Origin of the sequence: Shewanella sp. SG41-4, from assembly GCF_014164505.1 — a bacterium.
Classification (GTDB): Bacteria; Pseudomonadota; Gammaproteobacteria; order Enterobacterales; family Shewanellaceae; genus Shewanella.
The window spans coordinates 12,672-36,160 of sequence record NZ_JACJFI010000001.1; the positions used below are offsets into that span (position 1 = coordinate 12,672).

At 43.8% G+C, this 23,489-nt stretch carries 20 protein-coding genes; 15 read left to right on the top strand and 5 right to left on the bottom strand.

Translation table 11 applies throughout. The annotated features are described in order from the left end of the window. Nucleotides 1–46: 46 nt before the first annotated feature. From H5202_RS00075 to H5202_RS00085, 3 genes are all read right to left on the bottom strand, one after another. On the bottom strand, nucleotides 47–1,624 hold the full coding sequence (locus H5202_RS00075) for a general secretion pathway protein GspF (protein WP_182769940.1): 1,578 nt from the start codon (nucleotides 1,622–1,624) through the stop codon (nucleotides 47–49). Nucleotides 1,625–1,768: 144 nt separating this feature from the next. Further along, nucleotides 1,769–4,207, bottom strand: coding sequence for a LamG domain-containing protein (locus H5202_RS00080; RefSeq protein WP_336244767.1), 2,439 nt, complete (start codon nucleotides 4,205–4,207; stop codon nucleotides 1,769–1,771). A 2-nt stretch (nucleotides 4,208–4,209) separates the two neighbouring features. Continuing rightward, nucleotides 4,210–5,478, bottom strand: coding sequence for a hypothetical protein (locus H5202_RS00085; protein ID WP_182769941.1), 1,269 nt, complete (start codon nucleotides 5,476–5,478; stop codon nucleotides 4,210–4,212). A gap of 383 nt (nucleotides 5,479–5,861) precedes the next feature. Between H5202_RS00085 and H5202_RS00090 the strand changes: the two genes are divergently transcribed. The 15 genes from H5202_RS00090 to H5202_RS00160 all read left to right on the top strand — a co-directional run bounded on the left by H5202_RS00090 (nucleotide 5,862) and on the right by H5202_RS00160 (nucleotide 21,923). Continuing rightward, entirely contained in the window at nucleotides 5,862–8,519 is a 2,658-nt protein-coding gene (locus tag H5202_RS00090) for a PD40 domain-containing protein (protein ID WP_182769942.1), read from the top strand. Between the two features lie 57 nt (nucleotides 8,520–8,576). Beyond that, nucleotides 8,577–9,317: an outer membrane beta-barrel protein gene (locus H5202_RS00095; protein ID WP_182769943.1), complete on the top strand. Its 741-nt coding sequence runs from the start codon at nucleotides 8,577–8,579 to the stop codon at nucleotides 9,315–9,317. After that, nucleotides 9,287–9,946, top strand: coding sequence for an outer membrane beta-barrel domain-containing protein (locus H5202_RS00100; protein WP_259397138.1), 660 nt, complete (start codon nucleotides 9,287–9,289; stop codon nucleotides 9,944–9,946). Before H5202_RS00095 ends, H5202_RS00100 begins: the two co-directional genes overlap by 31 nt. 77 nt (nucleotides 9,947–10,023) lie before the next feature. Next, a complete protein-coding gene (locus H5202_RS00105; protein WP_182769944.1) occupies nucleotides 10,024–10,527 on the top strand; it encodes a TlpA family protein disulfide reductase in 504 nt (167 codons plus the stop codon). Between the two features lie 4 nt (nucleotides 10,528–10,531). Further along, nucleotides 10,532–10,792, top strand: coding sequence for a DUF4266 domain-containing protein (locus tag H5202_RS00110; protein WP_182769945.1), 261 nt, complete (start codon nucleotides 10,532–10,534; stop codon nucleotides 10,790–10,792). Further along, entirely contained in the window at nucleotides 10,779–11,933 is a 1,155-nt protein-coding gene (locus H5202_RS00115; RefSeq protein ID WP_336244768.1) for a DUF3570 domain-containing protein, read from the top strand. The genes H5202_RS00110 and H5202_RS00115 overlap by 14 nt, the downstream gene beginning before the upstream one ends. Nucleotides 11,934–11,987: 54 nt before the next feature. Then, nucleotides 11,988–12,548 carry an AraC family transcriptional regulator gene (locus tag H5202_RS00120; RefSeq protein ID WP_182769947.1) on the top strand — a complete coding sequence of 187 codons (561 nt, stop codon included), beginning with the start codon at nucleotides 11,988–11,990 and terminating at the stop codon, nucleotides 12,546–12,548. Between the two features lie 6 nt (nucleotides 12,549–12,554). Continuing rightward, nucleotides 12,555–14,804 carry a tetratricopeptide repeat protein gene (locus tag H5202_RS00125; protein WP_182769948.1) on the top strand — a complete coding sequence of 750 codons (2,250 nt, stop codon included), beginning with the start codon at nucleotides 12,555–12,557 and terminating at the stop codon, nucleotides 14,802–14,804. Further along, nucleotides 14,804–17,887, top strand: a complete 3,084-nt coding sequence (locus tag H5202_RS00130) for a tetratricopeptide repeat protein (RefSeq protein ID WP_182769949.1) — start codon at nucleotides 14,804–14,806, stop codon at nucleotides 17,885–17,887. The genes H5202_RS00125 and H5202_RS00130 overlap by 1 nt, the downstream gene beginning before the upstream one ends. Further along, entirely contained in the window at nucleotides 17,874–18,665 is a 792-nt protein-coding gene (locus tag H5202_RS00135; protein WP_182769950.1) for a tetratricopeptide repeat protein, read from the top strand. Before H5202_RS00130 ends, H5202_RS00135 begins: the two co-directional genes overlap by 14 nt. A gap of 1 nt (nucleotide 18,666) precedes the next feature. After that, the gene (locus H5202_RS00140) at nucleotides 18,667–19,020 is read left to right on the top strand and encodes a hypothetical protein (RefSeq protein ID WP_182769951.1); all 354 of its coding nucleotides are present in this window, start codon (nucleotides 18,667–18,669) and stop codon (nucleotides 19,018–19,020) included. Between the two features lie 141 nt (nucleotides 19,021–19,161). Continuing rightward, a complete protein-coding gene (locus H5202_RS00145) occupies nucleotides 19,162–19,815 on the top strand; it encodes a MotA/TolQ/ExbB proton channel family protein (protein WP_182769952.1) in 654 nt (217 codons plus the stop codon). Further along, on the top strand, nucleotides 19,815–20,387 hold the full coding sequence (locus tag H5202_RS00150) for a biopolymer transporter ExbD (RefSeq protein ID WP_259397139.1): 573 nt from the start codon (nucleotides 19,815–19,817) through the stop codon (nucleotides 20,385–20,387). The genes H5202_RS00145 and H5202_RS00150 overlap by 1 nt, the downstream gene beginning before the upstream one ends. Continuing rightward, nucleotides 20,384–20,917 (top strand): ExbD/TolR family protein, encoded by a 534-nt coding sequence (locus tag H5202_RS00155; protein WP_182769953.1) that lies wholly within the window; start codon nucleotides 20,384–20,386, stop codon nucleotides 20,915–20,917. Before H5202_RS00150 ends, H5202_RS00155 begins: the two co-directional genes overlap by 4 nt. 1 nt (nucleotide 20,918) lies before the next feature. Further along, the gene (locus tag H5202_RS00160) at nucleotides 20,919–21,923 is read left to right on the top strand and encodes an AgmX/PglI C-terminal domain-containing protein (RefSeq protein WP_182769954.1); all 1,005 of its coding nucleotides are present in this window, start codon (nucleotides 20,919–20,921) and stop codon (nucleotides 21,921–21,923) included. A gap of 101 nt (nucleotides 21,924–22,024) precedes the next feature. Here the strand turns inward: H5202_RS00160 and H5202_RS00165 are convergent, their stop codons facing one another. Together H5202_RS00165 and H5202_RS00170 are read right to left on the bottom strand one after the other, a co-directional pair. After that, nucleotides 22,025–22,165, bottom strand: coding sequence for a hypothetical protein (locus H5202_RS00165; protein WP_182769955.1), 141 nt, complete (start codon nucleotides 22,163–22,165; stop codon nucleotides 22,025–22,027). Between the two features lie 170 nt (nucleotides 22,166–22,335). Continuing rightward, a complete protein-coding gene (locus tag H5202_RS00170; RefSeq protein ID WP_182769956.1) occupies nucleotides 22,336–23,352 on the bottom strand; it encodes a YHYH protein in 1,017 nt (338 codons plus the stop codon). Nucleotides 23,353–23,489: the final 137 nt, after the last annotated feature.

Sequence of the window (23,489 nt, forward strand, 5' to 3'; positions counted from 1 at the left end):
GGCCAGAAGCCAACTCATTCCTAGGAACAATATAACGTTAACAACCCTACACTATCGGTTGAAACGCGGTTAACGAATCAAGCATGGTTGCATTGCCTAATCCTTGTCCTGGGGCAATTGACGTAAATTGGCTTTGTTCGCCATGTAGAGCCATATAATTTAGCAATACGGTTTCTACCAACAAGTTAACGTTATTGGCCGACGGGGCTGACGCGGTATCAACGGATGCATCACTGCGCATAAAACCAATTTGTTGTTTTCTGGCCATTTGGTCGGCGCTGCCACCCATTAATAGTGGTTTGCCAGACGGATTATAAACCAAAAAGAATGACGCGCCTGTTGATGAGTTATCGCCAGTCCATTCGCCTTTACCGCGCCCTTCCATGGAGTCATCGATGCGGCCATTGCTAGCAACTGAGCCATCACTAAACACGTATAACATTAACGGCATATTGCGACGTGAAGCATATTCTAAACACGCGCCCATGCAGCGACCAGCTCGTAAATCTCTTAACTCACCTGTGGCGCGCTCGCCAGTGTGATAGTCAAACCCCCCCATGGTGACCGTGCCCGCACCTGAAAAGCCATTAACCACTAACTTCATGATTGACGCTGTTTTTTGGAACTCAGACTCTGAGTCAAATTCATTAATCCCAAAAATGCCGCCAGGACCGACAATATCAGGGTCTAACAATGGGTTTAATGTTGATGGGTCGCCAAAACGGTCGGCAAGATCGGCACTTTTAACATAACCACAATTAACCAAATCTTTAATCACATCACCGCGGGTAACTTGCGTGTTCACTGCCGCCATTTTTTGAGCGCTAATACGTTGAATACTTTCCATTACGGCCACAGCATCTCGTTGCGACAATAAACTGAATAAATCACCTACATCCACTAAACCCGTTACGTCTGAAGGTCGGTCAATTTTAGTGGGCCGTTTGCTTAAATCAATAAAGTTGGTGGGCGCCATTGAATTGCCGCCTGAGTCAGAATTACGCGACCCCACTAGCGGCATTAACGAACCGTTCGCCCCTGCTGCCGCGATAGCATACATAGGATTGTGTGGATTATTGCCCGTGTCATTGTCTGAGCGATTGGGGATCACAGCACCGTTGATACGCGATGCGGTATCAGATGATACTTTCTCTAAAATCCCGCGTAAAAATGCTGAGTCAGAGTGAAACGCCAGCCCTAAATCAGTATTAATAAAATCAGACATCCCCGCATTAGGGTTTGCAATAGACGGAGCCATATCACCTGGTAAACCCAGTTTGTTATAACCAGCCGTAGATAAGAAATCTTGCTGCCCGCCAGCGCCGCCAACCAACACATTAGAGCCCGCAATATTGGCACCACCGGCTAAATCGAAACTAATAAACGGAATTTTGCCCGCCCCTTGTACGCTGATGCCACAAGAGTCTCTTAATGCTTCAAGATCGGGCGATAACGCCGCATGGGCATTGTTAGGGTTAGCAAATAGGCTAAATAGTGACAAACCAGCAACTGCAGCGCCGCCTTTGTACAAGCCTGTCGAAATAAAATCTCGCCTAGTCATCGGCTTACGGTGATCAGCAAACAACAATGGACTGTCTGGATGAAGGTGCTTAGTTCTAGTCATTGTTGAATCCTTTTTGTGCCCGTATTACGGCTATATCAGTTGCATAAGTTAATCGTGAAAACGTCAATCCAGCAACCGTTTGCCTTGACTGCTGTAAGGTTGATGGTATCAATCGCTGTAAATATCGTTTCATACTGTCGCCTCCTATTGCACTAGCATCACGGCACTAGCCAATACGGCTGCGCAACTAGACTTAGCGATAGTACGGGTGCGCTCGGCAGTACAAGTGCCACTACAAACCGACAGACTGCTAACCAAGCTATCCAGCTCATTGTAAACTGCACTTTGGCTTGGCTGACTGGCTAGCGATAACGGCATAAGTTGGTTAATTAACGGGTTCAATAAATTGGCGCGCTCAGTGGTATTTAACGCCACACTAGGTACGGCAGTAAAGTCCACATCTGGGAACCAATTACTGCGAATCGTGTTGTCTTCAATCGCAGTATCACAATAGGCAATGGCAAGCTGGGTAATGCCCATTTGCTGAGCTGAAATAAAGGTTTCAATATTTTCAAGACTCGGTAATTGGCGTTTAACTAATTGATAGGTGTTAAATACTTTAGTCGACTTCTGGTCAACGCCCGTCAGCATACTCATACTGTGATTGATTTCAGCAAAATTACGCACACCGACTTGAGCCGATTGAGTGGTTGCAGGCAACTCGGCTGGGGTAACAAATACCCCAGGTAACACCACATTGGTGTGATCGCCTAATTGTTCAAAGGTTAAGAAAAACTCATCCAAATTAGCGCCTTTTTCAAGGGCGATAATAGTACCCAACGAAGATATTGAAAACGGCTCTGCAATCGCTTGCCCTGCCGATACTGATAAATCGAGATTCGCGTATGACTGGCCTTGAGCACTTTCTTTACCGTTAATACCGATACGTAAGCCTTTTAACGCAAAGCTGTCTGCTACTGGCGTACCGTCAATGTTGACAATAGCAGCATTACTAAACAAATAGCTGTAGTTATCAAACTGACTGACTTCAAACATGACGTAGGTATTGGGAAGATCAATTAAATGACTAATCGAGAACAATAAAAAGAACTTTTCACCGACTCCAACATTATAATTTTGCTGTGCTTGCTCAGGTGCTAGTACCCGATTATAAATGGCTAATAAGCGAATATCGCCTTGCCATACATGCTGGTTTGACGCTTCTCTACCCAAAATAAGCGCGAAGCTGTCGTCCCAATTAGCCAGTGGCGCAATGTCTTCATCGACCACATCAATCAATTGACCATTAACGTAAATACTGCGGCCAGTGGTGGCATTGTAAGTCATCACGACGTGCTGCAATGTGGCTTGTAATACCTCATCCGCATCTGGTGTACTTAATGCTGGCTCGCCATTGGTACTAGATGCCTGAGTGCGCAGCATAAAGTCATAATTATATTGAGTTTGGCCTAAGGTAAAATTACGTGCGCTATCTCCCGCAGAATAGGTCACTATTCTGGCTGGACCCTCTTGAGTTACATTATTAGGTGTCACCCAAGCCTCAACAGAAAACTCACCTGTTGCGGTAATTAAATCATGCAGTTTTTTGCTGTTAGCGGTACTCGCCTGCGCTTTACCGTTAGTAAACGACAAGCCCCAACTGCCCAACCAATCTACATCACCAGTTAAGGTCAAATTAGCGGCTGGAGATATGCCTGAGGTGTCATAAGCAATGCTGCCCTCACCTGTTTTAAATTGATATAAAGCAATTACGTCAGTTTCAAAACGGCCACCACTTGAGGCGGTAATGCCATCGGTTAAACGTAATGACTTTGACACCACCATGTCTGGTGAAATCTCATCGAGTTCAATGCCATCACTGAGCGCCATAATGGCATCGCGCATTTCAATGCTGTCGTCTACACAATTGCTCCAGCAGTTATGAAACTCCGAACCTAAACGCACCACAAGCCTTGATTGAGCAGGGTCGTCTAAATTAATCACTCCTTTGGCGGCTTCATAAGCTTGGGTAACATCGGTGCTGGCAAAAAATGGCGACTGTGGAGATTGCGCACCTTCATTATGGCAAGACACACAATATTGATTCACGATGGGATAAACGTGCTGACTGAATAAGCTGCTGTCGTCAGGAAAGTTTTTACTTGAACCAGGATCGCGGATAATTGGCGCGGTAAGTTCAATGGTGTTAGCACTGCTAACACGCTCGTCGGCCCATAACTTGACCCATTGAGTCATGGTTTCGCCACATGCTGAATCACTGGCTAACCAGCAATTATGCCCACCGGCCACTTTATTGACTAAACGCGACGCCTTAGGATCAGATAAATCTACCAATGGATTGGTGGCGGCATAAGCATCGTTAACGTTATTACGACTGGCAAAATATGGCGCTTGATTACCTTCGGTATGGCACGCACCGCATTTGTCTTGGGTCGAGATATTATCCCACAACGATGCTTTGTATTTTTGAATATCAGCCGTTGCTGCTGCAGGGCCGGTATATACGTCAGATTGCGGAATTTGTTGCGCAGGCGGATTCTTTTCAACATCCCCGCCACCACAAGCAGAAAGCCCGATGATTAATGAGGCAATAACAAGGCCTTTAGACATTAAATATTTCACGGTTATTCTCCCATACAGTAGTTGCCAACTTCAGCAAACACGCGCTTAAGTTGATATGAGTTCTGTTTAAAAGACGTCGTAGTTGCACTCATTTGTGCAATATCCGCTTGACTTTCTGCGTCTCGTAAACACACCGTTTTAAACACCTTTTTAACTTGGCATTGGGCAAAGGCATTGCTGTTTGCCAGCTCTTGTCCTAAAGATTTAGCCCCACTACCTTGACCTGACAAACTGTTATCCCAACCCAATTTCTGATTAGGTCCTTCGCGCCAGTAATTGTTCCATCTATCGTTTGGCGTGGCATAGCCAAAAGGAAAACTGGTTGAATTGATATGATACTTACCTTGCACTCGGGTGCCAGTGGCTGGGTCGGTTTGACCGCTGGTGTTGTAAGCTATTGCTCCAGCTTCACCCGTTGGATCTTGGTCACGGTTAAACTCATATTCATAAAAAGCAAACGCTTGCGCCAGTGGATCCATACCACTGTGACAACTTGAGCAGTTATTGATAAATAAACGGCTGTCACCACCAGGGCTGCGGCTGACATCTTGGCGAATACGATCGGTTGGGCGGGTGTTGTCTTTTAATGGCTCTAAATCGGTACACAAATGGTTCATTAAGGTAAAACGAAACATGGCGCGATTAGTGCCTAAATAGAAAAACTCTTTCGCAGCGGCGCGGCTAGTTAACACCCCAGCGGTTGCGTCAGCAGGTAATCCATTCACACTCGATTGAGTGGTGCGCTCTAAGCCGTCTTTTAAATCAATAAATTGGTCTTCTAACGCTTGATAATGGTCATTATTATTACGATTGTAACCGGGTAAATTCAAACTGTTTTTACCCACATACACCATGTCTGCTTGCAGAATATCTCTGAAATCAACATCGTCCCTAACCGCACCGATTACCGTGGCAGAATAGTCATTTAACGGCGCAAAAATGTCTTGATCAATATTGGTCCATGGCGTGGCGAATAATTTCAACGTCGTGGAGTAAAATGCCGGCGTTTCCATTGCTAGGTAGGCAGCTTCGATGGGTTTACCGTCATCCAGTAATGCTGCCATATTTTGCAATGTGGTTTCAGATGCGGCGACACCGGCTATTCGGTCATGCAATTGTTTTGCTTGCTCTAAGCTGCCTGCTGCTACGTTGGCCGAGAAAAGGCTAAACACACCAAGTGCTAATACACTCATCAACGTCTTAGAATGCATCTTTTTTCCATTATAAGATAATAAGCTGAGGCTTTTTATCGTACGAAGTCGTTGCTTCATACTGTCTCCTTGTTAGCACTTGTTTGTCTCGCATTAAACTTGCGTTGATATACTGATTTGCTCGTTTACTTTGTCAACATACAGATTTTGTTAACCTCAATGTTGTTGTTTTGTATCTTGGAGCAAATGTTGAACAGTAAATGCATCGAATGGTGCTGATTAAATCATTCCACGGCTCACAATAAAAGTTTTTATTTTGTTAATTTTTTTGACACTTACAGCCAATAACTTGACGTCAAAAAATGGACCTATACCGTCAAAAAAAAGTATTCCAACTATTTGATAAAAAGTGTTGAAACACAGAGCCTAGAAAGCAATAATGTCACGCGCCATCTGGTTTTGCTATGATACTCACAAAAATAATAAATCGTTAAGGAAAACAAATGAGGCCGACTTTGGGCTATAACATTATGATGTTTACGGTAATTACATTGTTATTAGGATGTAACACCGAAACAGCGATTAAAGATCAACAGCCTGATCCTGTTCTTGTTGAATATCCTGTAGTTTATATTGAGCGTAATCTAACGGCGGTCGATCAAAACCCTGCACAATTTGAACCTCTCAACCCGGCCCTTTTTAATCCTGGTGCCCAGTTACTCATTAAACAAAATGCATTTGCTGACTCCCCTGCAACCAATCTCACAGCAACCTTGTTTGGCGCTGAGCAGCTGATTGATATTCGCGATTTGTCAGTATCAGACGATGGTCAACAACTGCTTATGGCCATTCGCGCGCCAGAAATCGAAGGTGTGGACGACGATGAACAGCCTAAATGGAACATCTGGCGTTATACCGTGGCTAGCCAAACTTTAGAACGGATCATCACGAGTGATATCACGGCAGAGCAAGGCGATGACTTAATGCCGGCGTTTTTGCCCGACGGCAGAATTATATTTGCCTCAACCAGACAGCGTTTATCTCGAGCCATTTTGCTGGATGAAGGTAAACCACAATACACAGCATTAGATGAAAGCCGTGCTAATGAAACCTTTAACATCCATGTGATGGACCCTGACGGCAGCGCCATTCAGCAGTTAACGTTTAATTTAAGCCACGACTTTTACCCATTGGTACTACAAAGTGGCAAAATTTTATACAGCCGCTGGGATCGAATGGGCGGCGACCACGGAATTAACCTGTACCGTATGAATCCGGACGGAACAGACAACGAATTAGTATTTGGTTGGCATTCGCATCAATTGCCCCTTGACGGCCAAACCGAATCGATTGATTTTATCAAGCCACAACAATTGCCTAGCGGTGAAATATTAATGCTGTTGTCATCACAAGACGACAGCGCGATTCAAAAACGTCCAGTGCTAATTAATATTGACGACTACGTTGACGCTCAGCAAGCCACTGCCAATTCTGGCGCGCAAGGTGAAGCGATTACCGACGCCGCATTATCAGAATTTAACTTCTCATTTTCTGCCGCATTGTCAGAAAACGGTAGAATCAATCATTTATACCCACTACCCGATAACAGCCAGCGCTTTTTAATGAGTTGGGATTTGTGTCGTGTTGTTGTAAATGACATCGTCCGTGCCTGCGGCCAACTTAGCGCGGAGCAACTTGCTGACGAAAACCTCATTCAAGCCGATCCATTATACGAGTTATGGTTACTCAATAATGCCAACAATACTCAACAATTGGTGGCCACCACAACTCAAGGCACAGTGCTAACTGAATCTGTAGTGATGCAACCTAGCGCACAACCAAAAACCTTTATCGCAGACAAAGTGGTAGGCAACGAACTCGACCCACAGCTAAGTCAACAATTGGCTGGCGCTATCCACATTCGTAGCGTATATGACTTTGATGGCATCGACACCACAGCTAACGCGGGTGGTATTAGCCGTTTAAGTGATCCTTCACAAACACCTGCGGCTAATTTACCCGCTCGATTTTTGCGAATTGTGCGTGGAGTGCCTATGCCTCCCGATGATGTGAGAGACATCCTTAATACCGATTTTGGCCGCAGTAATAACCAACTCATGCGCGAAATTGTTGGTTATAGCGCTATTCAACCCGATGGTTCAGTTAAGATAAAAGTGCCAGCCAATGTCCCGTTAGCCATCAGTGTATTAGACATCAATGGTCAGCGTATTGGCGGACGTCACCGTCAATGGATAACGTTAACGCCGGGTGAAACCTTGGAGTGTACAGGTTGTCATACCGCTAATAGTCAGCTACCTCATGGTAGATTGGACGCACAAGCAGCCAGCATTAATGTCGGCGCGGTTGGTGGTTCAGCTTACCCTAATGCCACGAGTAATATCATTCCAGAGCAAGGACAAACCATGGCTGAAGCCGATGAAATGGTGAATGGTCTTGCCGAGCTTAGCGCTAACATTGAGTACCAAGATATTTGGACAAATCCAGTGTTGTCTGCGGCAAACCCAAGTATTGAATATAGTTACAGTAATTTAGCCACACCTGCGCCAAATGGCAGTGAGTGCTTTGACAATTGGACTCCCTATTGCCGCATTCAAATCAATTATGTTGAACATATTCAGCCGCTGTGGGACTTAGCCCGACCAGTAATAGACGCAACTACTCAAATGCTCGTTGCCGACAACACCTGTATCAGTTGCCATAATATTGTCGATGCAGATGGCGCGGCGCAAGTGCCTGCTGGACAGTTGTCGTTAATCAATTCGCCGTCAAGCGATCAAGCTGCGCATTTAACTTCTTACCGTGAACTGTTTTTTAACGATGTTGAGCAAGAAGAAGTCGATGGTATTTTAATCGACAAATTAGTTGAAGTGCTCGATGCCGATGGCAACGTAGTTTATCAAGTAGACAGTAATGGTGAGCTTATTCTTGACGCTGACGGTAACCCTATTCCGGTGTTAACCACAGTCAATGTGCCCGCAATTTTATCGACTAATGGCGCGCGTTCAAGTAACACATTTTTTGAGGTGATGAATAACACCACCCATCAAAATATGCTGTCGGCCGATGAGCTCAAATTACTTAACGAATGGTTAGACATTGGCGCGCAATATTACAACACGCCATTTTACTCACAGGACTAACAAAGCATGCCACAAGCAAAACCATAGGTTTGCTTCATGACTTTGCGATAGGGAATTATGCAAACATATTTACGAAACACCTTTTTGCTACTGACAATACTGTGTTTAAGCCCCGTATTACAGGCCGACGACAACCCAAGTTTGCGGATTGATGTGCCCTTTATTGAGCTGCATTCAGGGCCAAGTGATGGCTATCCAGTGGTTTCAGTTATCGAGCAAAACGAAATGGTAACGGTGTTGCTTATGCGAACATCTTGGTTAAAAGTACTAAACAAACGTGGAGTTGAAGGCTGGTTTCATGAAGATAACCTAAAGGGTTTATCGCAAGATGGCCAAGCCATTAACGTGAACTTGATAACAGAACAAGACGTCATCAACCGCCAAATTGAAGCCGGTGTAATGTACGGCGATTTGGAAGGTGCCAATTTTTACAATATCTATGCTGGCTATGCATTTACCCCAGTATTTAGCGCTGAAATATCAGCAGGTAAAGCACTAGGTAGCATTTCTGACAGCGATGTATTTGAAGTAATGCTGTTTAGCCAACTTCTACCCGATTTAATTGTCGTGCCATACATTGGCGTTGGTGCGGGGATCATTAATACCGAACCTCATAGTGTGTTAGCCGACACCGAATCGCGTCGTAGCACCTTAATGAGTGCAGCCGCTGGCATAAAATATCACCTTGCACGTAACTTTTTATTACGGGCCGAATATAAACTCTCGTTAGCCTTAACCGACCGAGATGAAAATGAAGAGATCCAAACATGGAAAATAGGATTCAGCGTATTTTTTTAATGCCTTTGTTCAGCGCTAGTGCTTTAGCGCTGACCGCATTAACACCAAGCTTAGCATTTGCCGCCGACAATGCGCCAAACACAGTAAAAGCCGATGTAGAACGGCGCACGGTGCTTGACGATGTGCTCGACACCGAAAATTTTGAAGTGGGTATTCAAGGCGGTATTTTGTCGATTGAAGACTTTGAATCTAACCCTTGGATAAGTGCGCATTTGGGTTACCACATTAGTGAGCATTTTTATGTCAAAGCGCGTTATGCCCAAGCTAAAGCGGGTGAAACCAGTTTTGAAAAACTGTCTAATGCAGCACCATTATTAACTGACGCTGAGCGCGAATTAACTTATTACGGCTTAAACATTGGTTATAACCTGCTACCAGGTGAAATCTTTTTTAGCAAAGACACCGTGTTTAACAGTGTCTTTTCGGTTGAGCTGGGCGGTGGCAGTACCGAGTTTGCCGGTGACGAGCAATTTACCGTCAACCTGACTGCAAACTACCGAGTGTTTTTAACCGACTGGATTGCATGGGATTTAAGCATGAGTGATTACCTGTTTAATACCGAGGTCACTGGTGCATCTAAAACAACCCATAACCTAAATTTTGCAACGGGTGTGTCGTTCTATTTTTAATCCATCTTGATATCTGTGGTTAGAATAGACCATCGAAAATTCAAGTGGTAGAAGTGAAAAATCAATAAGGAAATACAATGTTGTTCAGTCGATTAAGTGGTAAATGTCTTATTGCCTTGGGTGCATTACTGTTGTCTATGCAGGCTCAGGCGCTAACGCCTGGCCAAGCAGCCCCTGACTTCACCCTAAAAAACCAGCAAGGGACTAACCTTAATTTAGCCGAACAACGTGGCGACATTATCTTGATTAACTTTTGGGCATCTTGGTGCGGACCATGCCGTAAAGAAATGCCGGTTTTGCAAACATTACAAGACAAGTATCAAGACTTAGGCGTACAGGTATGGGGCATTAATGTTGAACAAGAAAACCAAGCAGGCAAAGACTTTTTAGCCGACCTTGATTTACGTTTTCCGATATTTTTCGACCAAACAAACTCTTTGTCTAAGACTTATCAGGTTGAAGCCATGCCAACCACAGTTATTATTGATCGCGATGGTAATGTGCGCTTTATATTTCAAGGCTATCAAGACGGCTTTGATAAAAAGTATGCAGCAGCCATTAAACAGCTGATTAGAGAGTAAATTGATGATAAACACCTTATCTCCTCGTATCACTGCTTTATCGCTTAAGTGCATTGCGCTATTAAGCTTAATTAGTTTAAGTGGCTGCACGAGTATGGGCATTGAGCCTTGGGTTAAACCTTACGAGCGCCAAAACTTAGCCGATCCGATTATGCGCATGAATCGTCACCCAAGTGCCAGTATGCATGTGGCGCACGTACTTGAAGGTCGAGAATCTTCTCGTGGCGCAGAAGGAACTGGAGGGGGTGGTTGTGGCTGTAACTAATTTGATCAATAAAAGCGTTAAGCTATTTGCAGTATTGTTTATCAGTATTACGTGTCTGTCTGCCCAGGCTGCGGTACTCGATCCTGATCGCGCCGACGTGTTGTATCACAGCTACGAAGGCGGCGGCATGACCATTGATGGCCCGTCTGTATTACTCAGAAAAAAGACCTCAGAATCTCTCGCGTTTACGGCATATTATTATTTAGACAGTATTTCATCAGCCTCAGTGGATGTTATCAGCACAGCCAGTGCCTACACAGAAAAGCGTAACGAAGGGCAATTTGGGGTTGAATATCTGCATGACAAAACCTTGATGTCCTTTAACCTGCGTCAAAGTGATGAAGACGATTATTTAGCCCAATCATTTAGTATCAATGTGTCACAAGACACCTTTGGTGATTTAACTAATTTAAATCTGGGTTTGTCTTATGGCGACAATGAGATTCGCCGTAATGGTGACGACCAGTTTGAAGAGCAGAGCGAGCAATATCGGATTCGCGCTGGCATCAATCAAGTGTTAACTCGTAACCTCACTGCGAGTGTTAACGTTGAAGCTATAGCAGACAGCGGCTATTTAAATAACCCATACCGCACAGTGAGATACATAGATAACAGCGTTCCATCAGGTGTGGCTTATCAGGCAGAAGTGTACCCAGAAACCCGCAACTCGTTTGCAGCAAAGTTCTCGGCCAGTTACTTTTTACCTTATCGCGCAGCGTTGTTTTTTCATTACCGCCACTTTAACGACAGCTGGGAAATTACCGCCAGCGACGTAGAAGTTGGATATCGACATCCCCTTGGCGACAGTCTCGAATTAGAATTTAAAGTGCGTTATTACCAGCAAACTCAAGCTGAATTTTACAGTGACCTGTTTCCTTATCGCGACGCGCAAAACTACCTTGCGCGCGACAAAGAACTCAGTGACTTTAGCGACATCACTTACGGAATAGGAATTACCTATCAATTACCCGCCTCGGTGTCTTTTGGCGATACACACTCAGAAGCATCGCTACAATGGGATTATATTGACTTTCAATACAATAACTTTAGGGATCCTAACGCAGATGGCGGAGTGGGCAATGAACCGTTTTATGGGTTTTCTGCCAATGTTATTCGTGCTTTTGTCAGCGTGTATTTTTAATTGCTCGCCTTAAATATTGATACTTTTAATAACGTAATTGCCAAGGCCATAACTATGACTACAGACCGTAAATTGTGTACTTTTTTAACACGGTTATTTGCTACAACAATGCTTATTGCAGGCTTATTTGCATTACCCGTTCAAGCTGAAGACACTCAGCAGAGCAATGGTGTATTAGCCAGCGAGCTTGAAGACATCAAAAGCCAAGTGCTAAAACTCAATCGCGATCTATTTATTTTAGAAGAAGATTTATTGTTTCCTGCCAGCACCCAAATCGCCGTGTTTGTGTCGGTTGATGTGGGCCGATTTCTCAAACTCGACAGTGTTGAGTTAAAAATTGACGACAATAATGTTAGCGGTTTTTTATATACCGAACGTCAACGCAAAGCACTTGAACAAGGCGGTATTCAGCGTATTTACTTGGGTAATATTAAGATGGGACCTCACCTGTTAACAGCCATATTTACGGGGAAAGATGCAGAAGATCGAACAGTGCAACGAGCGATTACTCATAATTTTGATAAAACCGATGAAACGGTAATGATAGAACTCAAAGTCGAAGACAGCGAATCAAGCTATCGTGCTGAGATCAAAGTCGAACAATGGGCCCTGTAGATGATAATGGCCTTAATCTTCATTCATTCATCCTTGGTGGAATTTGCAAAACGACTTGCCAAGTTCACGCTATCTTTACGCCATTTATACCGTGGCATAAGCCGAACGGCAGCCATACTTCTTTTATGCAGCGGCCCTTTAATCACGCATGCAGCAGATGACACATCGCCAACAGTAAGCAAAACAGCATTAGAAGATAAATTTTACCGCCAAGCGTTGTACTTTTATTTTGAAGGTGATTATGGCGCGGCATTAAGACAAATTAGCCTCAACCGCCAACGTAAAGGTATATATTCTGATCGCAGCAAATTGTTCGAAGCCGGACTACAAGTGTCGATAGGTTTACATGATCAAGCAACTCGAACCTTGGCACAATTTGAACAACAGCAAGCGAATACTGCTGACAACACAGCAACAAAAAAGTCGACCAATACAAGCAGCAGCGAGGCGAAATCAACCACATCGCCAACCGAATTATTATTGATTGCTTTGCTGCAGCTCAGTGAACAGCAAATTGAACAAGGCGACATTGACACAGCCAAGCTCACTCTAGGCAAAATAACCACATTGCTACCTGATTATGTCGAGCAATATCATGTATTAAATCAATTAGCTTATTGGCCAGATACGCCACCGTTAACGGCGCAGGTGCAACAGCATGCAACATCTGAAGAAGACCAAACACCCTCGAGTTCATCTGCAGCTTATATTGCTTTGAACCAGGCGTTGTTGCATATGGGGCAACAACAATATACTGCGGCACAACCTATATTGATCGAGCTTAAAAGCCAACAATGGCAGCCACCCAAGGTTAATTTTTGGCAGCGACTGTTTAACCCTTTTGCTGAGCCCGATATTTTTGACGAAAACGATGAGCTATTACCGGAAGTCAAAGACGCTTTGCTGCAACAGCAAGCCGTTAATGATTATGCAAAGTTATTGTTAGCTCAGTTGTATGTCGCCAATAAACAATACGATTTAGCCTATAACGAACTATTGGACTTCCCAGAACAGAGTTCTTATGCCGAATCCGCTTTGTTTTTATTTGCCTACTCAGCCCAGCAACAACAGCAATATGACATGTCATTTAAGTTGCTAACGCTATTGCAGCAACAATATCCCTATTCAAATTTAGCTTGGCAAGCAGCGTTATTAAGCGCGAAACAAGTTAGCGAACAACAATCTTTAGCCCAAGGATTAACCTTATATCAGCAAGCTGAGCAGCTGTATTTACAGAAAATTGCCGAGATTAAAGGGTTTGCCGAAGCATTTAGTACCGTTAACGATGTAACCGATTTTGCCAGTAAGACGCTTGATCAACAAACCCCATCATTAGCACCTAAATCTGACGTGTTAGCACTTATTCTTACTGAACGTTTTAACACTGATTCGCCTTGGTTAAAAAAAGCCTTAAATGACCCGCAATTAGCGGCTGATTATCAGACCTTATTAAGCCTTGATTTACTTCGCGACAATGTGCAAAAACAACAGATCAATAGTGAATGGTTAAAAGACACCTTAGCCCTCAACACCCAACGCCAAGCCAACGTCATTGAACAGCAAAAAAAACTCGCGTATGCAGAGATGATTAATTCGTTAACCGAGCAACAACAGCGTATTGAAAAAATTATTAACCAAGCTGAAACTGAACAAAATCCACAAGTTTTTGCCGACCAGAGCCAGCAGCAATGGTTAAATCGCATTGATGCCAGCCAAGCTACATTAACTAAATTGGCAACTCAACGTAATATCGACGATGCACAACAAAGACTTGATAGGGTTAAAAGGGTATTACAGTGGCAGTTGCAGCAAACATTGCCCCAACGACTTTGGCAGCACAAACAAAGCCTTAAAGAATTAACCAAGCAACTTGACCAGCTTAAACTACAAGCGAGTCGATTTAGTGCATTGTCGAGTAACACACGCTTGCTGTCTGACTTTGAATTACGTCAACAACAAACACAAACCGACATTGATAGCATGAACCTTAATATTACCGGACTGCGTGATAAAACCGGTCGAGATATTCGCGGCAAAATCAGCATTTTTACCCAGCAACAGCAATATACTTTACAGCAACTGTTGCTCACTACTCGCCACCAAATGGCCGATGTATTAGAGAAAATGTCACAAACTGTCACTGCGCCAATCAGTCCCTTCTCAGTAAATGAATCGGCTGCTAGCGAATCGGCGGTAAACAAATCGACTGAAAGTGATTCCGCTGCAGATGAGTCGACTGCACAAGGAGCGCGCTAATGTCAGCATCGGCTTATTTATCACCCGGATTAATCCTAATCAGTGGTATTGCCTTATCAGGTTGTTTTAGCAGCGGTCAGGCTGATTACACTCAACAAGCCAAACGCACTAGCCTAGGCGACTTGGCCAACAAACGCAGCAACGAAACCGTTGCCAGCGTTGAAATGACCCAAACACAACGCAGTGCCAAGTTGGCTAATATTTATCAGCAACTGCTGACTCTTGAGCCCGATCCTGAAATCCGGACGCACGTTGAATATCGTTTAGTGCAAATTAATACCGAGTCATTTGAAGCCCAGTCTTATGCTGACCTAGATGACGAGTCGCAATCTGACAGCCTAGTGTTAGCTCAGTTGACTCAAAACGATGCTGGACTGCAAAAACTAGTCAACGAATATCAGCAGTTATTGCAGCGTTATCCGCAGCGTCCTGAAAATGAGCACATACAATATCAATTAGCTAAAGCGCTCGATTTACAGGGTAAGTTAGATGCGAGTTTGGCTGAGGTAGAATCATTACTTCGGCACTATCCGCAAACAGGTTATCTTGCAGAACTTAATTTTAGGCGTGGTGAGATCTATTACAATTTACAGAATTACCCTGCAGCCATTTCAGCATATCAGCAAGTATTAACCGCTAATGATAATCAAAAATATCAACTGAACAGTCTGTATATGCTCGGTTGGTCTGAGTTTAAACTCAATCGACTCGCCAATGCTGACAAAGCATTCTTGCAAGTGTTTGAAGCCTTAGTGGCCAGCCAGCAAAGTAATAGTGATGTTGCAAATTTAACTTCCGACAACTTTGCTTTTGAAAAGCTCGGCAGCCGCGCGCAAAATTTGGCTATTGATACCCAAAGAGTATTGAGTATTTCATTAAGCCAGCAGCTTCAATCTCAATCGTTAGTCTCCTTGGTCAACGCCAATCAATCATTGCCGTATATCAACTTATACCAGCATGTATTGTTTGCCAATTTGGCCCAATTTTTACTCGATAAAAAACTCGACCATGATGCAGAGCTAACTTATCAGGCATATATAGATTTAGCCCCAGACAATATTTGGGCTGCCCGCTACTCACTAGGCTTACTCGACCTTTATCAACGTCAGGGCAAGTTTGCAGCAATGCATAAGCTCAAAAATGACTATGTTAATCAATATGGTCTTAGCAGCACTTTTTGGTTAAATGCCAGCACAGCGCAGCAAGCCGAATTATTGCCACAACTGCTTAGCTTTAGTGACGAGCATAGCCGCCGTTTGTATGCCGATGCGCAAACTCAGCAAGGTGCACAACGAATTAGCGCTTTCGCACAGGCTGCCAGCGCATTAAACACCTATTTACAATTGGCCAAATTGCCTCAAGCCAGCAAGTTACTCACTAAAGATATTCTTAATGACGAGTACTTGTTTGCCGACGCCAATTTTGAAGCAAAACAATATCAGCAAGCGCTTGCCAGTTATTACGCCATTGCCTATGACACCACATCAACGTCGGCAGCCTTGAGCAAGATACAACAGCAATCGGCTTACGCAACAACCGTCACCATACGGGAAATCATTTCGCAACATGATCAAAGCCAACAAGGTCACAACCAACAAAAACAAAGTGGTCAAAGTGGTCAAAGTGGTCAAAGTAATACTGATGATTACAATAAATTCATTTCACAACGTAATCAGCTAGATAAAGACTTTATCAATCAGTATCCATCTGACGAGCGTGCCTTACAGCTCGCCAGTAACGCCGCCCAATATTCGTTTGATGCTAAAAACTACACTGACCTTAAAGACTTTACTGATTTTGTATTACAAGCCCACGGCATTCACACGATCAATAATGCGGCAAGCTCAGTGCAAACCGTTACGCCGTTGTCAGACTCTGCCCGTAAGCAAGTGCAGTTTGTCAGCCAGCTTTATGCCAATAGCTTGTATCAGCAAGAGCAATACGCACAGGCTGAAGAGGGTTACATTTTAGCGCTGCAATATACAGACAAGAGCACAGACTCATGGTCTGAAATGCGTAATCTGTTAGCTTCTAGCATTTACTTCCAGGCCCAAGCGGTTAAACAAACACAACCAGAATTAGCCGTAAGCCAGTTATTACGCGTAGCTCAAGCAGTGCCTGAATCAAAATACGCGGTTAATGCCGAACTCGACGCTGCAAACCTGTTGCTTGAACAACAACGCTGGCAAGAAGCGGTTGACGTACTAAAGCCGTTTCAACAACGTAATCCCGACCATCAGTTTAGTGCGGCTATTCCGGCAAAATTAGCTCAATCCTATGAAGCACTTGCCCAGTGGGATTTAGCCGCAGAGCAGTTATTGATTATCGTAGCCAAAGAAGATTCTGGTGCGCTGAAGCGTGAGGCCTTGTACACGGCAGCAGAGTATTATTTAAAAGCAGACGATAACAGTAACGCACTCAGCACCTTTAGAACTTATGCTAAAACCTATCCACAACCGTTTGATGTGGCACAAGAGGTTCGCTTTAAAATGAGTGAGTTTTATCGCCAAAACGGTGAAGCCAATAAGCAATATTACTGGTTTAAGCAAATACTTAGCTTCGATCGCAAACAATTACAGCAAGATGCAAATGCTATTCAGGCTCGCCAAATTGAACTCGCCTCTATCGCAGCATTTTCCTTGGGTGAAGCTGAACAACGCAGTTTTGCGGCAATTAAACTCAACGCACCTTTGCAAAAAAGCTTAAAGCGCAAACAAGAGGCGATGAAAAAAGCCATTGGTTATTATCAACAAGTGCTCGACTTTCAGTTGGCTAAATTCGTTCCCCATGCGACATACAACCTCGCTGAAATGTATCGCCAACTTGCAGCCGACATGATGAGTTCACAACGTCCAGGCGACTTAGATGAACTGGCTTTAGAAGAGTACGAGATTTTATTAGAAGAACTGGCTTATCCATTTGAAGAGAAAGCCATCGAAATCCACATCAGCAATACCCAAAGAGCATGGGATGATATATACGATCAATGGATAGAAAAAAGCTTTAAGCGCTTGGCACAAATGTCCCCTGCCCTTTATCAAAAACAAGAGTTAACTCATGAGGTCATCGATGCTATCCATTAAATCATTATTTACCTCATCGACACCGAAACTGGCACTATTCGCGCTAGTAAGCCTTATGCTGTTACCCGGTTGTAGTACGTCACCTAGCGGCACTAACGCCAACAAGCAAACCACTACGGACCCAAGCCTAAAGGGCATGGACAAAGACATTGTCGACTTAGTTAGCCTCAATACAAAAAGTGTCAATAACAGCACCAGTATCAGTGCAGGCTCAACAGATAACCGTAATGTGTATCTTGAACAAGCCTCACAGCGGTTAGCCGATGTGCCCACATCGGTATTAAATCAATATCAGCAAGCCATTAGCCAAATGAAAAACCAGCAATGGCAAGCGGCGAATAGTTTGTTTGATAAAGTGATTGTTGCAGAGCCTCAATTGTCGGGCGCCTATGTCAATAAAGCCATCATAGCGATAAATCAGCAGCAATTAGATCAAGCCGATGCACTGCTCGCAAAAGCGATTGCGGTTAATAACAGCAATCCTTATGCCCACCAAATTAAAGCGAATATAGCAAGGGTACAAGGCCAGTATGCTCAGGCTGAGCAAGGTTATTTAACGGCGCTAACTCTGTGGCCTCAATACCCACAAGCACAATTAAATTTGGCGATCTTATTAGAGTTATATCGAGGTAAGTTGTTGCAAGCCCGCCAATACTACCTGGCGTATTTGGCTAACCAGCCAAATGATGAACAAGCCAAACGTTGGCTCGCTGGCGTAGAAATAAAAATTCAACGCGCAGGATTAACATTACCCGACAATGCTAATGGAGCAGGCTAAGATGACCATGCAAAAAATATTTCAGGCAACGTGTCGTCTTGGTGCATTGCCGTTGTTTTTAGCCACTTGTTTACTGAGTGTCTCAGCTCAGGCTACTGCCAATGATGACACTGAAAAGCAACAAGCGGTGAAACCCACAAGCAACAAACCTGTGGTGATCCAAAGCCAAGTGACAGGCTCACAAGAGCAACCCAAAGTGCTTTATATTATGCCGTGGCAAGGGATCAATAATCCGATAGACATTAACAACGAAGGCATGCGACTGACGCTGCCTGAGTTTAGGCCTATCAATCCAAAAGTATTTCGACAACAAGTCAGGGATTTTGCTAGTAGCGCACAAGAAAAAGCTCAATAAACACCCTGTAACAAGCTTTTAAATAAGCCATTAAATAAACAACATGCTAGCCAAAAACTGAGTAATACCTAACAAAAACAATTGAACACCTGTAGCCATTAACGCCAGTGTTCAATACGACAATAAGAGAAGGAACATCACATGAGTTTTACCGACCATATCATTGCGTTTTTACAAAATGGCGGCCCATTTATCTACCCTATCGCCTTAGTGTTAGTGGTCGGTTTGGCCATTACCATTGAGCGCTGGTTATATTTAAGCTCTGCACATCGTAGTAACCAGCACGCTTTTGCGCTGATTAAAAATGCCATAAAAACAGGTGACATCAATACTATTAGTCAGCATGCACAAAACCATAAAGCGCCTGTGTTTGACGTGTTGCAGTCTGGTATTGCCCGTATATCAAGTGCAAGTCGCCGTGAAGACGTAGAATACGCCATGGAAGAAACCGTGATGGAATACATGTTACGCCTTGAAAAGCGTACGCCATTTATAGCAACGCTCGCTAACATCGCCACCTTATTGGGTCTATTAGGTACCATTATGGGCTTAATCGCAGCATTCTCGGCAGTGGCTAGCGCCGATCCAGCTGAAAAAGCCAACTTATTGTCTTCTAGTATTTCGGTTGCGATGAACACCACCGCATTTGGTTTGATTACCGCCATTCCGCTGATTTTATTTCATTCAAGCCTACAAACTAAAACGGCAACCATCGTTGACTCTATTGAAATGGCAGGCATTAAACTGCTCAATTCATTGTCATTTAACAAGCAAACGGATAACAACCGAGGCTAATGAGTATGAGACGCCGTCGTCGCCCCAATACCCAAGACGCAGAACTGGATATCACCTCATTCATGAATTTGATGATCGTGTTAGTGCCAGTACTTCTGCTGAGTTTGGTGTTCTCACAAGTGCGTATTTTGAATCTGCAATTACCGGTATTGTCAGAAGCTGAACAAGCACAAGATGATCAAGAGCCCAAAATACTCGAACTAGTGATAACCCCCGCTCGCTTAGCATTAAACTACCCAGCCGGTATGTCACTTAAACAGTTTGAACTGACTGATAAAGGTTATGATTTCGCCGCGTTGTCTGTGTATCTACAAGACTTGAAGCTGACGTTCCAGCAACAGGGTATAGAAAAGAATGACATCGTATTATTACTCGACCCTGCGGTTGACTATCAAACCATCGTGTCTGCTATGGACACTGTGCGATCATTTAAAGCCGTAGTCGCAGCCAATTTGGTTGATGCCGAACTGTTTCCGATGATCTCATTAGGTGATGCTCCGGCCGCTAATGATGCCGATGCTGCTCAGCCGATACAAGCCACTATTGGAAAACCAGTAGGAGCTAAGCCATGATGAAGCAATCGGCAAGAAGCCGCAGATTAGCTAAACACCACAAACGCTTAAAAGCCGGTAGCAAACTCAACTTAGTGGCGTTAATGGATATTTTTACCATTTTGGTGTTTTTCTTAATTGTGAATCAATCTGAAGTGCGCATATTGCAAAATATCGAAAAAATCAGTTTGCCCGTGTCTGTTGCAGATGTGCTCCCAGTTGAAAACCTGGTGATTACTGTGTTTACCGACACGGTATTAGTGCAAGAGCGCCCTATTTGGCAAAAAAGTGCTGATGGTATTGACTTAACTGAACAACAAAATCCAGAGTTTATTAGCACGTTAACAACAGAGTTGACCTATCAAGCCAGTAAACGCACCGAGCTTAGCGAAACCGAGCAACAAAATGGCCGTGCAGTAACCATTATTGGCGATGCATCAACACCTTATGTGGTGCTTAAGCAAATTATGACTGCTTGCGCGGCAACCGGTTACCGGGATATTTCGTTAGCGGTTGAACAACAAGCAAAGCAAACTAATGGTGAGGGCTAATATGACAACAGCAACCTTACACCATCATGAAACCAATCAGAGTTTTAATGATTTAGGCGACTTATTTAAACCCAGTAAACAAGATAAACTGTTTAAACAGATTTTGTGGTTGTTGCTGTTAGTTTATCTCGTGTTTGCGGTCGTAGTGCCCATGCTTGAACAAGTTGAACTTCCGCGTGAAGTGAAAGAGCAAGTACCACCGCAATTAGCCAAAATCATCTTGCAAGAAAAGCAATTACCGCCACCGGCCAAAGCAGAAGAGAGGCCAGAGGTGAAACCGCCTGAGCCAGAACCGCTGCCAAAGCCTGAGCCTGTACCACCAGAAGAAAAGGCTCCAGAAAAGCCCGTTGAACAAGCTGTAAAACCCAAAGTTGTTCAGCCGATAACACGTGACTCAGCAAAAGAGAAAGCCAGCACATCAGGCTTAGCCGCCATGAAAGATGAGCTTTTTTCGATGCGTGAAGCATTTGATGTTAAACCTGCCGCACAACGAAAACTTGACCAAACGACTGCACAAGAAGTCAAAGTTAAACGCGACTTGTTGGCTGGCGCCGCGAATAAGCAAACCGACAGTTTGGCCAAATCGACCATAAGCCAAACCGTTGCAGCAGAATCGTTAAGTGGCAACCAAACTCAACAAATACGTTTAGCAAAAGAAGAAGTGTTAGCCAGCCAGGGCGCCTCTGCAGAAAAAGCCAGTCAAGCGAGTAAAGGTGGACAGCGTTCTGAAGCGGCACTTAGGCGCACATTGGAGGCCAATAAGTCTCGGCTTTATTCGTTGTACAATCGTGCACTTCGAAAAGATCCGTTTTTAAAAGGCAAAGTGATGTTTGAAATTGTCATTCAACCCAATGGCAATATCAGCAAAGTAACGATTAAATCAAGCGAGCTAAATAACGCCAAGTTAGAGCGTCAATTAACCTTGGTATTACGCTCTATCAACTTCCCAGCAGAGAAAGTCGCGGTAATGACCACTATCTGGGCTATCGACTTCTTCCCGAGTTGATTTACTTTGCAAGTTAAATGAAGAAAGATCAAAAAAGCAGGTAATGAGAAAACTCATTACCTGCTTTTTATCTATTCTGCGGACATAAGTGTATAAACTGACTAATGACCGCCATGCTTATCGAGACTTGCTGATACCGTTATTTCTGCAACATCTTTAGGTGTTACATTTTCAGCGGCAATGATGGGTTGATTTCTCACACACATCAATGCCTCGTTAAACACTCTGCAAGTACCTTTCAACAAATCACCATTAACATTGGTGTATGAACATTGTTGCGTTTTAACCGCATCAGCGCAGGCATCCCAAGGCGCTTTGAAAACATGTTCTTCATGTGCTCATACGGGCAAGCAAGTTAAGCACAATGTTACTAACACGGCTATCGTATTGAGTAATTTCAAGTGAGCTTTTATCATCTTGCAACCTCACCGGCAAAGCAGCCAATAAAGGTATTTTCGCCTGCACCTGCTGCATGGTAGTGATAACCACGATTATCATCACTATGCCCACGGCATTCATCTAAATCAGTTTCTTCTTCGCCACTTTGGTTAAGCATGCTATGAATTGCAAAACCGTCCATTGCATAAGCAAAAGCACCGCCATGACCATCGTTTTCATAATCAATCGCAGGGCAAGTACCATCACCATGATTGGCACCATGATAATGATAACCAGCAACTGGATTAACATGGCCAATGCAGTCGTCAAATGCAGCGATAGTGTATGCACTTAAAATAGCTTGTGTTGGCGCAGCGGCGGCTAGATTGACACCGTTAAATGCTACCCCAACATCGGTATGTTCAATATCTGCAGGGGTATCTCGAAGCACCGGCGTTACCGGAATTAAGTAAGTGCTAGAAACGCCCTCACCTGCAGCCTCGTTGTAATAGCTGATATCACATTGCACACAAAAGTTATTGTATTCAGCAGCTACATCAGGTCTTGCTGCTGCCTCACAAGCAAGTTGGGTGTCAGTAATATTAACCAAACCGGTATCTTTGTCGTATAACTGCCATTTGCTGTCACCGTAAAACACACTCAGGTTTGACACGAACGAGCCCGTTAAATCATATAACACGCCACCATCAAACCATTTACCAGCATCTTCTGCGGTTGTTTCTGTGCTTTCTGGACAAAAAGGACCTAGTTCATTTCGATCTGCTGGAAATCCATTTACGGTAACCGAGTAACATATACTTGCATCACCATTAGACAAAGTACAATCAACCATTTCAATAGATTCAAGGGAATTTAGAGCAAACAGAGAAGGGTCGACAGCAACAATATTATCTATAACATCTTCAACTTCAGTTTCTACCGTATCAATAACCGCGTCAGCTATACTGTCTGTGCTGTCATCACTGCCACCACAACCTGCTAAAAACAATGAACAAGAGACCATTAAGCCGATAATTGACTTTATTTGCATTGTGCTACACCCCAATTTTTTATGTTTATAAATACTGGTTATAACTCTACTAAACAACTGTGCACTAACAGTGTAGAAAATAAGCATTTTTAACGAAACCTCAACATACCATTGAATTAAATTACTTTTTTAACATT